General features: G+C 60.9%; 15 protein-coding genes. 7 read left to right on the top strand and 8 right to left on the bottom strand.

Annotated elements, in window-relative coordinates; translation table 11 throughout:
- Positions 1 to 80: 80 nt before the first annotated feature.
- The 5 genes from dapC to MHM85_RS06340 are packed head-to-tail and all read left to right on the top strand — an operon-like array spanning position 81 to position 4,268.
- Positions 81 to 1,277: a succinyldiaminopimelate transaminase gene (dapC, locus tag MHM85_RS06360; RefSeq protein ID WP_219862689.1), complete on the top strand. Its 1,197-nt coding sequence runs from the start codon at positions 81 to 83 to the stop codon at positions 1,275 to 1,277.
- A 33-nt stretch (positions 1,278 to 1,310) separates the two neighbouring features.
- The gene (locus MHM85_RS06355) at positions 1,311 to 1,655 is read left to right on the top strand and encodes a Spx/MgsR family RNA polymerase-binding regulatory protein (protein ID WP_219862686.1); all 345 of its coding nucleotides are present in this window, start codon (positions 1,311 to 1,313) and stop codon (positions 1,653 to 1,655) included.
- Positions 1,656 to 1,697: 42 nt separating this feature from the next.
- Positions 1,698 to 2,723 carry a 2,3,4,5-tetrahydropyridine-2,6-dicarboxylate N-succinyltransferase gene (gene dapD, locus MHM85_RS06350; RefSeq protein WP_219862684.1) on the top strand — a complete coding sequence of 342 codons (1,026 nt, stop codon included), beginning with the start codon at positions 1,698 to 1,700 and terminating at the stop codon, positions 2,721 to 2,723.
- Positions 2,710 to 3,882: a succinyl-diaminopimelate desuccinylase gene (gene dapE, locus MHM85_RS06345; RefSeq protein WP_219862682.1), complete on the top strand. Its 1,173-nt coding sequence runs from the start codon at positions 2,710 to 2,712 to the stop codon at positions 3,880 to 3,882. Before dapD ends, dapE begins: the two co-directional genes overlap by 14 nt.
- The gene (locus MHM85_RS06340) at positions 3,879 to 4,268 is read left to right on the top strand and encodes a hypothetical protein (protein WP_139528308.1); all 390 of its coding nucleotides are present in this window, start codon (positions 3,879 to 3,881) and stop codon (positions 4,266 to 4,268) included. Before dapE ends, MHM85_RS06340 begins: the two co-directional genes overlap by 4 nt.
- Positions 4,269 to 4,329: 61 nt before the next feature.
- Here the strand turns inward: MHM85_RS06340 and MHM85_RS18375 are convergent, their stop codons facing one another.
- Entirely contained in the window at positions 4,330 to 4,860 is a 531-nt protein-coding gene (locus MHM85_RS18375; RefSeq protein WP_139528307.1) for a cold shock domain-containing protein, read from the bottom strand.
- A gap of 110 nt (positions 4,861 to 4,970) precedes the next feature.
- Between MHM85_RS18375 and MHM85_RS06330 the strand changes: the two genes are divergently transcribed.
- Positions 4,971 to 5,219 (top strand): SlyX family protein, encoded by a 249-nt coding sequence (locus MHM85_RS06330; protein ID WP_139528306.1) that lies wholly within the window; start codon positions 4,971 to 4,973, stop codon positions 5,217 to 5,219.
- A 22-nt stretch (positions 5,220 to 5,241) separates the two neighbouring features.
- Here MHM85_RS06330 and ald read toward each other — a convergent pair whose 3' ends face one another.
- From ald to radC, 7 genes are all read right to left on the bottom strand, one after another.
- Positions 5,242 to 6,360, bottom strand: a complete 1,119-nt coding sequence (ald, locus tag MHM85_RS06325; RefSeq protein ID WP_219862680.1) for an alanine dehydrogenase — start codon at positions 6,358 to 6,360, stop codon at positions 5,242 to 5,244.
- A gap of 179 nt (positions 6,361 to 6,539) precedes the next feature.
- Complete coding sequence (locus MHM85_RS06320; protein ID WP_139528304.1) at positions 6,540 to 6,977, bottom strand: thioesterase family protein; 438 nt, start codon at positions 6,975 to 6,977, stop codon at positions 6,540 to 6,542.
- 48 nt (positions 6,978 to 7,025) lie between these two features.
- Complete coding sequence (locus tag MHM85_RS06315; RefSeq protein WP_139528303.1) at positions 7,026 to 8,216, bottom strand: class I SAM-dependent rRNA methyltransferase; 1,191 nt, start codon at positions 8,214 to 8,216, stop codon at positions 7,026 to 7,028.
- Positions 8,217 to 8,295: 79 nt separating this feature from the next.
- Entirely contained in the window at positions 8,296 to 9,123 is an 828-nt protein-coding gene (gene mutM / locus MHM85_RS06310; RefSeq protein ID WP_153843440.1) for a bifunctional DNA-formamidopyrimidine glycosylase/DNA-(apurinic or apyrimidinic site) lyase, read from the bottom strand.
- Between the two features lie 136 nt (positions 9,124 to 9,259).
- Positions 9,260 to 9,415, bottom strand: coding sequence for a 50S ribosomal protein L33 (gene rpmG, locus MHM85_RS06305; protein ID WP_009098622.1), 156 nt, complete (start codon positions 9,413 to 9,415; stop codon positions 9,260 to 9,262).
- 37 nt (positions 9,416 to 9,452) lie between these two features.
- Positions 9,453 to 9,689: a 50S ribosomal protein L28 gene (gene rpmB / locus MHM85_RS06300; RefSeq protein ID WP_038481085.1), complete on the bottom strand. Its 237-nt coding sequence runs from the start codon at positions 9,687 to 9,689 to the stop codon at positions 9,453 to 9,455.
- A gap of 263 nt (positions 9,690 to 9,952) precedes the next feature.
- Positions 9,953 to 10,627, bottom strand: a complete 675-nt coding sequence (radC, locus tag MHM85_RS06295; protein WP_153843439.1) for a DNA repair protein RadC — start codon at positions 10,625 to 10,627, stop codon at positions 9,953 to 9,955.
- Between the two features lie 182 nt (positions 10,628 to 10,809).
- Between radC and coaBC the strand changes: the two genes are divergently transcribed.
- Positions 10,810 to 12,090, top strand: coding sequence for a bifunctional phosphopantothenoylcysteine decarboxylase/phosphopantothenate--cysteine ligase CoaBC (coaBC, locus tag MHM85_RS06290; protein WP_219862677.1), 1,281 nt, complete (start codon positions 10,810 to 10,812; stop codon positions 12,088 to 12,090).
- Position 12,091: the final 1 nt, after the last annotated feature.

Genomic DNA, 12,091 nt, shown 5'->3' with positions numbered 1-12,091 from the left:
CCCAGGGCTTGCCTATAATCGGCGGTTCGATAAATGGTTTTGCCCACAGCTCCCGCCTTCACGCTCTCAACGGACGCGCCATGAACCCAGATCTCAACGCCCTTCATCCCTATCCGTTTGAAAAGCTGGCCGCTCTCAAAGCGACACTCACACCCCCGGCGGGGCTGACGCACATTCCGCTGACGATCGGCGAACCCCAGCATGCGCCTTACCAGGGCGCGCTGGATGCCCTCGTTGCCCACCAGCTCGAGATGGCCCGCTACCCGGCGACCAATGGCCTGCCCGCGCTACGTGAGACCATCGCTGCCTGGGCGACCCAGCGCTTTGGCCTCGCCGGGCTAGACGCCGAACGCCAAGTTCTGCCCGTAAACGGCACCCGCGAGGCCATCTTTGCCTTCGTGCAGGCAGCGCTGGACCGCACTCGCCCTGCCCAGGTCGCCGTGCCCAATCCGTTCTACCAGATTTACGAAGGGGCGACGCTGCTGGCAGGCGGCCAGCCGCTCTACCTGGACTGCACGGACGAGAACGGCTTTCGTCCCGATTTTTCTGCGGTCAGCGCCGACACTTGGCGCGACGTGCAGATCGTGTTTATTTGCTCGCCGGGCAACCCGACCGGTGCGGTCACACCGCTGGCCGAGTTCAAAGAGTTGATTGCCCTGGCCGACGAGCACGACTTCATCATCGCCTCCGACGAGTGCTACTCCGAGCTTTATCTGGACGAGAGCACGCCGCCACCGGGGCTGCTGCAAGCCTGCGCCGAGCTTGGCCGCGACGACTACCGCCGCTGTGTGGTGTTTCACTCGCTCTCCAAACGCTCCAACCTGCCGGGGCTGCGCTCGGGCTTCGTGGCAGGCGATGCAGACCTGCTCGCCCCGTTCAAGCGCTACCGCACCTATCACGGCTGCGCCATGTCGCTACCGCTGCAGCACGCGTCCATCGCTGCTTGGCAGGACGAAGCCCACGTACGGGCCAACCGCGACGCCTACCGTAAGAAATTCAGTGCGGTCACGGAGGTGCTCGCCCCGGTGATGGATTTCCCCACGCCCGAGGCGAGCTTCTACCTCTGGCCTGCGGTTCCGGGCGGTGACGATATCGCCTTTAGTCAACGGCTATTCAGCGAGCAGCACGTGAGCGTACTTCCCGGCAGCTTGATGGGCCGCCTAGGACAACACGGCCATAATCCCGGTGCTGGGCGGCTACGCTTAGCCTTAGTGGCGGAGCTCGAACTGACGCTGGAAGCGGCCACGCGTCTTCGCCAACTGCTCGAACGCGGCTAGCCCGCGCCGACCAAGACGACGAAAGGAGGCTGTATGCTGACGCTCTATATGATTCACAACTGCGACACCTGCCGCAAAGCACGCAAAGCGCTGGACGACAAAGCGCTGATGTATAAAACCCACGACCTGCGTAAAGATGGCCTGTCGGCGGCACTGCTCGAACACATCTTGAATCGCGCGCCGCTGGTCGAGGTGATCAACAAGCGGAGTAAGACCTGGCGCGAGCTCTCCGATGAAGAGAGGGATTACGACGCCAACTCGGCGCGCCAGCTGTTGCTTCAGCACCCCACGCTGCTCAAGCGGCCGCTTTTGGAACTCGACGACGGTACCATCATGATCGGCTATCGAGACGGCGACTACGATTCGCTAAGTGGCTAATCCTGACCGACACCTCTCACCAACCTCTAAGGAATACGCGTTATGCTGAGCTTCGCGCTTGGAATCGGCACCCAAAACACCCAGGGCGACTGGCTGGAAATCTACTACCCGGCTCCACTACTCCACCCAGACGAGCGCCTAGTCGCAGCGGCCAAGGAAGCCCTGGACGCACCAACAGGCAATGCCCCGGTCAGTTTCCTGCCAGAAGATTGCACCCGCTTGGCCAAAGCGCTGGAAGCGGCAGGCCACTCCGACCAGGCCGCACTGGCAGAGTCACTGGCGGCGAGCCAGCGTCCGCTGGTGGCGATGTTCTTAGAGAGCGATCAGCCGCCGCAAACCGCGCCTGAGGTGTATCTAAAACTGCATCTGCTGTCGCACCGCTTGGTGAAGCCCCACGGCCTGGACCTGACCGGTATGTTCGGCTTGCTGCGTAACATCGCCTGGACCAACGAAGGCGCCATCGACATCGAAGAGCTGCCCGCCCGCCGCCTCAAGGCACGCCTGGCTGGCCGCGCGCTGTCCGTCGACTGTGTCGATAAATTCCCCAAAATGACCGATTACGTGGTGCCTAGCGGCATCCGCATCGGCGACACCGCCCGCGTGCGCCTGGGCGCTTACCTGGGCGAGGGCACCACGGTCATGCACGAAGGGTTCGTCAACTTCAACGCGGGCACCGAAGGCCCCGGCATGATCGAAGGGCGTATCTCTGCCGGCGTTATGGTCGGCAAAGGCTCTGATCTGGGCGGCGGCTGCTCCACCATGGGCACGCTCTCGGGCGGTGGCAACATCATCATCAAAGTGGGCGAGGGCTGCCTCATCGGCGCCAATGCCGGTATCGGTATTCCGCTGGGCGACCGCTGTACCGTAGAAGCGGGTCTGTACATCACCGCAGGCTCCAAAGTGACACTGTTGGATGACAAGGGCCAAGACGTCAACACCGTCGCCGCCCGCGAGCTGGCAGGCCAAGACGACCTGCTGCTGCGTCGCAACTCACAAAATGGCCGCATCGAGTGCTTGACCAATAAAAGCGCCATCGCGCTGAACGAGGCGCTACATGCCCATAACTGAGCCTGACTCACTGTCGCCGACGCTCACGCTGGCGTTCGACCTGCTGAGCCGGGCATCGGTGACACCCGACGATGAAGGCTGCCAAGACCTGATGATCGAGCGCTTAACGGCGCTCGGTTTCCATATCGAGCAGCTCCCCTTTGGTGATGTAAAGAATTTTTGGGCCGTGCGCGGCCACCACGGGCCGGTGATCGCGTTTGCCGGACATACCGATGTGGTGCCCAGCGGCCCCCATACCAACTGGGAATTCCCGCCGTTCGAGCCCTGTATCGACGACCAGGGCATGCTCTGCGGGAGAGGCGCAGCGGACATGAAGGGCAGCCTGGCGGCGATGCTGACGGCAGTGGAGCGCTTTGTGGCGCGCTACCCCAATCACGAGGGTCGCATTGCGTTTTTGATCACCTCCGACGAGGAGGGGCCTGCCATCGACGGCACCCGCGCAGTGGTCGAGCATCTTCGCGAGCGCAATGAGCGTTTGGACTACTGCATCGTGGGCGAGCCCTCCTCTACCGCTCGCCTGGGCGACGTGATCAAAAACGGGCGGCGCGGCTCTTTGGGCGGCGTGCTTCACGTCAAAGGGGTGCAGGGCCATGTGGCCTACCCTCACTTGGCACGCAACCCTATCCATCAGGCGATGCCTGCGCTGGATTCGCTCGTCAACGAGCATTGGGACGCGGGCAATGACTTCTTCCCTGCGACCAGTTTTCAGATCTCCAACGTGCGTGCCGGAACGGGCGCCACCAACGTGATTCCAGGTGACGTGGAAGTCGTGTTCAACTTCCGTTACTCCACCGACGTCACCCACGACGAATTACGCTCACGCACCGAAGCGATCTTGAATGCGCATGGCCTCGAGTATCATCTGGATTGGACGTTGAACGGCGAGCCCTTCCTGACCGCAGAAGGCGAGCTCGTGGATGCCACGATTCGCGGCGTAGAAGCCGTCACCGGCGAACGCCCGCAACTCTCCACCAGCGGCGGCACCTCGGATGGTCGCTTCATTGCCACCTTGGGCACCCAAGTCGTCGAGCTTGGCCCACTCAACGATACCATCCACAAGGTGAACGAACGGGTGCGCGCCAGCGACTTGGACGAGCTGAGCCGTATTTACGAAGCGACGCTTCAGGCGCTGCTGACCACCGACGAGGTAAGCGTATGATGGAGCGGTTTCCAGACATAGAAGTGTATCTGGCGCAGGCCACGCTGGATGATGTCAACGCCTGGCTGGCCGAGGTGCTCAGTGCGCCGCCGCTTAGCCCAGCAGGCAAAGGCAAATGGAAAACCCGCGGCCAACACCAAGGCGATAGCGTCCCGGTACTCCTGGTGGATAACGCCGCCGATGGCTTTGCCAGCCTCTGGTTCGACAGCAGCCAGACGCCGTGGCACACCGATCAGGAGTGCGCTCAGCATGCCGCTGAGGCGCTGCAGGTAGAAGTTCGCTGCTCGCTAGGCGGCTGGCATCCCGGCGATGACCCTGACCGTTTTTGGCAAGTTCTGCCCAGCGGCCAAGAGCGTGCCATCGAATGGCCCGATTCGGGCCGCTAAACGCAAAAACCCCCGCCAATGCGGGGGTTTTCTCTACCAGCAAGGGACGCTGTGAGAACGCTTACTCGATAATACTCACATCATCGGCCTGCAGGCCACGATCGTTTTTGATCACGTGATAGCGAACGATTTGGCCTTCGGCCAGCATCCGTGGGCCGCGGCCACGGATGGCACGAAAGTGAACGAATACGTCCTCTCCGTTATCGCGGGTAATGAAGCCGTAACCTTTATTGGTATTGAACCACTTGACCTCTCCCTCTTCACGGCCATCGTTGGGATCGATGATGTCTTCTTCATCATCGTCCGCTACCGGCGACGTCGCTTGAGGCTGACGCGGTGCTGGTTTCACTCGGGCAACGTCCGCTTTGACCACCATGGGCGGCGCCAGGGCAGCGGCGGCTAACGTGCCAATGAACAACATGACAAAGCAGCCAAGGGCGACGGCGGCATACACACTAAACGCCGCGCCAGCTAGCCACTGTTCAGCCATCGGTGCATTGGTTAAATGAACAATCCCCGCCAACAAAAGCGGCGTGGGGGCGGCCAGTAAGATACTGATAAAGAAACAGCGAAAAACAACTTTTGGGTTCATAGATGATGAAAGCTCTCTTGTTGTATGGGTAACAGACGAAGGACAATACTCGAACTACCAGGCCCATTCCTAACAGTACCGAGCATACTACACAAGGTGACGATGTTATCATGACAAACGATTTATCGCCTGCCGAGCTCACTCAACGTCTTGAATCGTTGGAGAGTCGGCTGGCTTATCAAGAGCATTGGCTGGATACGCTCGACCAAGCGGTCGCCCAGCAAGAACGACGCTTGGAAAAACTCGAGCAACTCAGCGCCTTGATGCGCGAACGGCTACGTGAACAGCATCAGGCGCTCCAAGCAGGCGATAGCCAAGGCAGCTTTCGCCCTGAAGATGACGTTCCGCCCCACTATTGAGCATTAGACACGCTTAAGCCCTTTATCGCCCCACCACACTGCTGGGGTCGACGCTCGCCAAGCCAAAGGCCTCGGCGACCGCACGGTAAGTGATCTGGCCATTATGGACGTTCAGACCAGGCAAGAAGTGCGCATCGTCGGCGAGCGCCTTTTGCCACCCTTTGTCGGCGAGTGCCAGCACGAACGGCAGCGTGGCGTTGGTCAGCCCTAGCGTAGAAGTCCGCGCCACGGCACCGGGCATGTTGGCCACGCAGTAGTGGACGATGCCATCGACGATATAAGTGGGCTCGGCGTGGGTGGTGGGCTTGCTGGTTTCGAAGCAGCCGCCCTGATCGATCGCCACGTCGACCAGCACGCTCCCCGGCTTCATGTCTGCCAGCATGGCGCGCGTGATCAGCTTGGGTGCTGCAGCCCCAGGAATGAGCACGGCACCCACGATCATGTCCGACTCCCTGGCCGCGTGATCCAACGCATCGGCCGTGGAGTAAACGGTCTTGATGCGCCCTTGATAGCGATCATCCAGCACCTCCAGGCGGGCAATGGATTTGTCCAGGATCGTGACGTCCGCGCCCAGGCCGAGTGCCATGCGGGCGGCGTTTTCGCCGACGACACCGCCGCCGATCACCGTCACCTTGCCCGGCGACACACCGGGGACCCCCGGCAACAGCACACCGGAGCCGCCCTGCGCTTTCTCCAGGCTGTGCGCCCCCGCCTGTACGGCCATTCGACCCGCCACGGTACTCATGGGGGCAAGTAGCGGCAGACCGCCTTTGGCATCGGTAATGGTTTCGTACGCAATACAGGTGGCACCGCTGTCCATTAGCCCTTGGGTGAGCGACTGTTCAGCGGCCAAGTGCAAGTAGGTAAACAGCGTATGCTCAGGGGTGAGACGCGCGACCTCCTCTGGCTGCGGCTCTTTGACTTTCAAGATCAGCTCGGCGTGTTGCCACAGCGCCTCCACGCCTTGTTCGATGGTGGCCCCCGCGCTTTGATAAGCACTATCGGGAAAGCCTGCGCCTTCGCCCGCCCCGCTTTCCACGCAGACATGATGGCCACGCCCGGTTAGCTCGCGTACCCCTGTGGGCGTGAGTGCAACACGGTACTCGTGATTTTTAATCTCTTTGGGAACGGCAATTTTCATGACTGAACTCTCCACAATCCGGATGAACGACACGTCGCTCACTGCATTACAGCACAGCCGGTGAGAACCACCACCCCTATGAATCAAAACGAAAAAAACGCCGGCTAAGGCGTTTTTTGACAGAAAGATCTAGCGCTTGAGCGCAGCGCACGAAAAAATCGACGCCACTCAGTAGCGCATCACCCTTCCTCTACTACCGCACTACCATAGAGACGCTGATACTCCTCGGGCAGGCGCTTTGGACGACCGCTGGAGAGCGCCACGCAGGCAAAGCGAGTACGGGCATTGAGCAGCGTTTTGCCATCGTCGATACGCTTGAGCTGGAAGCGACGCGTCAGACTAAAACGCCCGTCGCACGCGACGATCCAGGTCGCGAGCTGCAGCGCATCCCCTAAAAAGGCTGGCGCGAGGTAGTCCAGCTCGTGACGATGGACCACCATCGCCCTATCCAGCGTTCGGTAACGCTCGAGAGAGAGCCCCAATGCCTCGGAGTGGGCCCAGCTAATTTGCTCGACCCAACGCAAGTACTCGCTGTTGTTGACGTGCTGGTAGGCATCGATCGCCTCTGGCAGCACCTCCAGGTCAATGACAAACGGGTCTGGCAGTGCCCACTCCATGTGACTCGCTCCCTGTCTACCTACCTCATGACGACGATTTGCGGATGATTAATCGCGGAATACGCGAACACCCAGCGCCTTCAAATAGGCCGTTTCTGGAATGGCCGGGTGTACCGGATGATCCGGCCCTTGGTGGCCCTGGAAGATGACCTGTCCGTGACGATCCTGATGGCGCACCGCGCCGCGGACTACGTCGACCAAGCGCTCGGACGCCAAGTGCATGGAGCACGACGCCGACAGCAGCAGGCCGTCGCGGCCCAACAGGCGCATCGCCTCACGATTGAGACGCGAGTAGGCGCGCTCACCGTTGGGGATGTCCTTACGCTTTTTGATGAACGCCGGCGGATCGAGAATCACCACGTCGAACTGCTCGCCATCGGCCTTCAGCGCCGCCAGCGCTTCGAAGGCGTCACCTTCGCCGATGGCCACCTGCTCTTGGACACCGTTCAGCTCGGCGTTGCGCGCCACTTGCTCCAGCGCCGCGCCAGAGGCGTCCACGCAGAGCACTTCGGAGGCGCCGCTGGCGGCTGCCTGGACGCCCCAGCCACCCACGTAGCTGAAGACGTCCAGCACGCGTTTGCCGGCCACTTGGCCGTTGAGCCAGGCGCGGTTGACACGATGGTCATAGAACCAGCCGGTTTTCTGGCCATTCAGCACCGGGACGGCAAAGGTCACGCCATTCTCGACCAGCAGCACTTCATCGGGTAGCGTGCCTTTGACCACCTCCACGTGGGCTTCCAGGCCCTCCTGGCGGCGGCCACCGGTGTCGTTGCGAAACACGATCGTGCTTGGTTTGACGACTTTCTCCAGCGCATCGACGATCTCCTCCGCCAATGCCTGCATACCCGCCGTGTTGAGCTGCACCACCAGCACGTCGCCAAAGCGGTCGATGACTAGCCCCGGCAGCAGGTCGCCTTCCCCATGAATCAGACGATAGAAGGGCTGATCGAAGAGACGCTGACGCAGCGCCAGCGCCTGATTGAAGCGATGCACGAACAGCGAGCGGTCCAGGCGCATTTCCGGGTCTCGAGACATGATACGCGCACAGATCAACGAGTGCGGATTCACGTAGGCCACGCCCAACGTTTTTCCGTTGGAGGCCTCTACGAGCGCGGACTCACCCGCCGCGAAGTTCTTTAACGGCGTCTCTTTGATATCGACTTCGTTGGAGTAGATCCACAGATGGCCAGCCTTCAAGCGGCGATCGGCGTTCTTGTTCAGGCGCAGGCGTTGAGTCACAACAATCTCCAAAAAAGCAGGCGGGCAGCGCTCTAGCGCTGCTCAAATAAGCAAAATGGGTCGCCGCGCGAGGCGACGCTTAACGCTGGCAGCCAGGGCAGAACACGCTGGCCCGCTGGCCCAGAGTGATACGTCTCAGCTCGCTTCCGCAGCGTAAACAGGGTTGCCCGTGACGTCCGTAAACGTTTAGCCGCTGGGCAAAGTAGCCGGGCTCACCCTGGCCGCTGACAAAATCGCGCAGCGTCGTGCCGCCTTGGGTAATGGCTGCCGTCAATACCTCTTTGACGGCGGCCGCCAGCGCATCGTAGCGGGCTCGGGAAATACGCCCCGCCGCACGGCGCGGGTCGATGCCCGCCATGAACAGCGCTTCGGCGGCGTAGATATTGCCCGCGCCCACCACCACGCGGTTATCCATCAGAAAAGGCTTGACCGCTACGCGCTTGTCGCGGGACAAGCGGTAGAGCCACTGGCCGTCGAAGGCCTCGCTGAGCGGCTCGGGGCCCAAGTGAGCAAGGCGGGTATCGCGACTGCCGTCGCCCTGCCGCCAATCGACGAAACCGAACCGCCGCGGATCATGATAGCGCAGCACGTAACCGCTAGCCGTCACGACGTCCACATGATCGTGTTTTTTGGGCACGTCGCCCAGGCGCGCAATACGCAGGCTTCCCGACATGCCCAGGTGCCACAGCAGCGTGGCGCTGCCTTTGGGTGTGGCCAGCGGCATCTGCAAATACTTGGCACGGCGTGAAAGCTCGCCGACGCGCGCGCCGATCAGTCGATCGGCCAGATCGTCAGGCACTGGCACCCGCAGGCGCGGCTGGCGCACCCGCACTTCGGTAATCTCTTGCCCTTCGATATAGGGGGCAATGCCACGTCGCGTGGTTTCTACTTCAGGCAATTCGGGCATGATGAAAGCCTATGATGACAGCGCCATGACAGATGACCCGTCAGCGCCCTAACGACAGACATGCAAAAACCCGGCTTTGGGCCGGGTTTTTCAACAGGCGCTCGCCTGCGGTGAAAGCCGATCATCGTAACCGCGATTACTTGATCTTGGCTTCCTTGTAGATAACGTGCTTACGGACCACCGGGTCGTATTTCTTGAATTCGAACTTATCCGGGGTGTTCCGCTTGTTCTTATCAGTGGTGTAGAAGTGGCCAGTACCGGCACTAGACACCAGCTTGATCTTATCGCGCATGGTTTAACTCTCCCAAAAGTGCGTAGCAAAAGCTCGCTTAGATTGCGTCGCCGCGTTTGCGGATATCGGCCAGAACCGTCTCGATACCTTTCTTGTCGATGATGCGCATGCCTTTAGAGGAAACGCGCAGCTTGACGAAGCGGTTTTCGGATTCAACCCAAAAACGATGGGTGTGCAGGTTCGGCAAGAAACGACGACGTGTCTTACGCTGGGAGTGAGAAACGTTGTTACCAGTTACCGGACGCTTGCCGGTAACCTGACATACTTTGGACATGAGAGCCTCCAACCGCTTGGCGAGTTGTTCAAAACTGTCGGGCAAACCGGAGCAGGGAGGGAGTCGACGCAGTTAACCGCCTAGCTGTACCCAAATCCGTTATTCAACCCAAGTTCAAAGGTGGCACTTTATACCAGAGCACCTGGCTACCAGCAAGCGAAACCGCCCCAAAAGGCCAAAAAAGCGCGTTTCTGGACAATTTACTTAGAAAAGGGGCATCGGCCCTACGACCCGCCGCGCGTTTTCTCCTGCTGAGTTGATGACTATAGCCAGCCACGCTCGGCAAAGGACACCACGTCTCCGTCTCCTACCACGAAATGATCGAGAACCCGCACGTCAAAGAGTGCAAGGGCATCTTTCAAGCGCTCGGTGATACGTCGATCGGCATCACTGGGCTCCGCTACACCCGAGGGGTGATTGTGGGCCAGGATGACAGCACCAGCGTGTAGTTCCAACGCACGCTTGGCAACTTCGCGGGGATAAACGGATGCGCTGTCTAGGGTACCGCGAAATAGGGATTCATAGCGAATAATTCGGTGCTGAGTGTCCAAAAAAAGGACCGCAAACTCCTCGTGTCCCAAGTGACGGAGTTGAGAACTCAAATAGTGACGCACCAGCGCTGGCGACGTCAGCGCGTTACCCCGGGCCAGCTGACTGGCCAAATGACGCCGCGAAAGCTCCAGGGTGGCCTGTAGCTGAGCAAACTTGGCATTCCCCAATCCCCGAGCGGCACAGAACTGGGCTTGGTCGGCTTCCAGCAACTGCCTTAAACCACCAAAGCTGGTCAGCAAGTCCCGCGCTAAATCCACCGCAGAGCGTCCTTGTACGCCAACGCGCAGAAAAATGGCGAGAAGCTCAGCATCCGAGAGAGCCTGCGCGCCCATCGTCAGCAGTTTTTCCCGCGGCCGCTCCCCCTCGGGCCAATGATTGATTCCCATCCACGCCTCCTTGCCCATGCACTGCCGTTATCGGCCTAGTTAAAGAGAGAGCGCCGCCTTCAAACGCCAACTCAATGGCGCCGCCTCACTATACCTAGCCCCTACATTTGCCGAGCATGCCAAAATAATCGGTCAAATGGTATGGTAAGCGCCTTGTTGATCGTCACACTGGACTGCCGACCATGGCCTCATTTTCGCATTCCCCTTTGTCATCACGTACGTCGTCACTTGCGGGTAAGCGCCTGCTGCTCGGCGTTAGCGCGGGCATTGCGGCGTATAAAAGCGCGCTGATCGTACGACTGCTCAAGCAGGCGGGCTGCGAGGTTCGCGTGGTGATGACGGAGGGCGCCCAGGCCTTCATTACGCCGCTGACACTTCAGGCGCTCTCGGGGGAGCCGGTGCGTACGTCGCTGCTAGATCCAGAAGCGGAAGCCGGCATGGGCCATATCGAGCTGGCCCGCTGGGCCGACGCCATCGTGATCGCGCCCGCCACGGCCGATCTGATCGCACGATTGGTGCACGGCATGGCGGATGACTTATTGACCACGCTCTGTTTGGCGTCCGAGGCGCCGCGCCTCATCGCGCCAGCGATGAATCAAGCCATGTGGCGCCACCCCGCCACTCAGCGCAACGTGTCACAGCTGGCCAGCGACGGCTGGCAGCTGATAGGCCCTGCTGCGGGCGATCAAGCCTGCGGCGATGTCGGCCCAGGGCGCATGAGCGAGCCTGATGAGATTCTGGAGGCCGTGAGCCGCCATTTTGCACCGCCCATTACCCCCTCGGCCAGCGCCCCCCATGTCGTGATTACCGCTGGCCCCACGCGGGAGGCGCTAGACCCTGTCCGCTACCTGTCGAATCACAGCTCGGGGAAGATGGGCTATGCCCTGGCGGCCGAGGCGGCCGCGCAAGGCGCACGAGTGACGCTGATCAGCGGGCCGGTGAACCTACCCACGCCGACAGGCGTCGAGCGGCTCAACGTCGACACGGCCCTGCAGATGCACGAGGCAGCGCTCGATCTCGCGCCAACCGCCGCGCTGTTCATTGGCTGCGCAGCGGTAGCCGACTACCGCGCCGCCAACGCGGCCGAGCACAAGCTGAAAAAAACCGACGAACAGGACACCCTAACGCTCACGCTGGTGAAAAATCCCGACATCATTGCCGATGTGGCGGCGCTACCGGACGGCCAGCGCCCCTTTGTCGTGGGCTTTGCCGCCGAGACCCAAGACATCGAGCGTTACGCCCAGGATAAGCTCACCCGCAAAGGGCTCGATATGATCGTCGCTAATGATGTTTCCCAACAGGGGCTGGGATTTGGCAGCGACGACAACGCGGCGCTGCTGCTATGGCGAACATCCGACGGCAGTGACCGACTCGTCGCACCGCCACAGCCTAAAACGCAGCTGGCCGCGCTGATCGTTCGACACGCCCTCACCCACCTCTCTTTGACCTCTTCTGGAGCCTAAC

This window comes from Halomonas sp. McD50-4, assembly GCF_022348135.1.
Lineage (GTDB): Bacteria > Pseudomonadota > Gammaproteobacteria > Pseudomonadales > Halomonadaceae > Vreelandella > Vreelandella piezotolerans.
Note: the sequence above shows the minus strand (reverse complement) of the source record. Positions and strands in the feature narration are given on the sequence as shown.

Coding starts and splice junctions, on each gene's coding strand:
- rpmB (WP_038481085.1), bottom strand. CDS start 9,689: ATGTCCAAAGTATGTCAGGTTACCGGCAAGCGTCCGGTAACTGGTAAC.
- mutM (WP_153843440.1), bottom strand. CDS start 9,123: ATGCCCGAATTGCCTGAAGTAGAAACCACGCGACGTGGCATTGCCCCC.
- radC (WP_153843439.1), bottom strand. CDS start 10,627: ATGGGAATCAATCATTGGCCCGAGGGGGAGCGGCCGCGGGAAAAACTG.
- MHM85_RS06340 (WP_139528308.1), top strand. CDS start 3,879: ATGATGGAGCGGTTTCCAGACATAGAAGTGTATCTGGCGCAGGCCACG.
- rpmG (WP_009098622.1), bottom strand. CDS start 9,415: ATGCGCGATAAGATCAAGCTGGTGTCTAGTGCCGGTACTGGCCACTTC.
- dapE (WP_219862682.1), top strand. CDS start 2,710: ATGCCCATAACTGAGCCTGACTCACTGTCGCCGACGCTCACGCTGGCG.
- dapC (WP_219862689.1), top strand. CDS start 81: ATGAACCCAGATCTCAACGCCCTTCATCCCTATCCGTTTGAAAAGCTG.
- coaBC (WP_219862677.1), top strand. CDS start 10,810: ATGGCCTCATTTTCGCATTCCCCTTTGTCATCACGTACGTCGTCACTT.
- dapD (WP_219862684.1), top strand. CDS start 1,698: ATGCTGAGCTTCGCGCTTGGAATCGGCACCCAAAACACCCAGGGCGAC.
- MHM85_RS06320 (WP_139528304.1), bottom strand. CDS start 6,977: ATGGAGTGGGCACTGCCAGACCCGTTTGTCATTGACCTGGAGGTGCTG.
- MHM85_RS06355 (WP_219862686.1), top strand. CDS start 1,311: ATGCTGACGCTCTATATGATTCACAACTGCGACACCTGCCGCAAAGCA.
- MHM85_RS18375 (WP_139528307.1), bottom strand. CDS start 4,860: ATGAACCCAAAAGTTGTTTTTCGCTGTTTCTTTATCAGTATCTTACTG.
- ald (WP_219862680.1), bottom strand. CDS start 6,360: ATGAAAATTGCCGTTCCCAAAGAGATTAAAAATCACGAGTACCGTGTT.
- MHM85_RS06330 (WP_139528306.1), top strand. CDS start 4,971: ATGACAAACGATTTATCGCCTGCCGAGCTCACTCAACGTCTTGAATCG.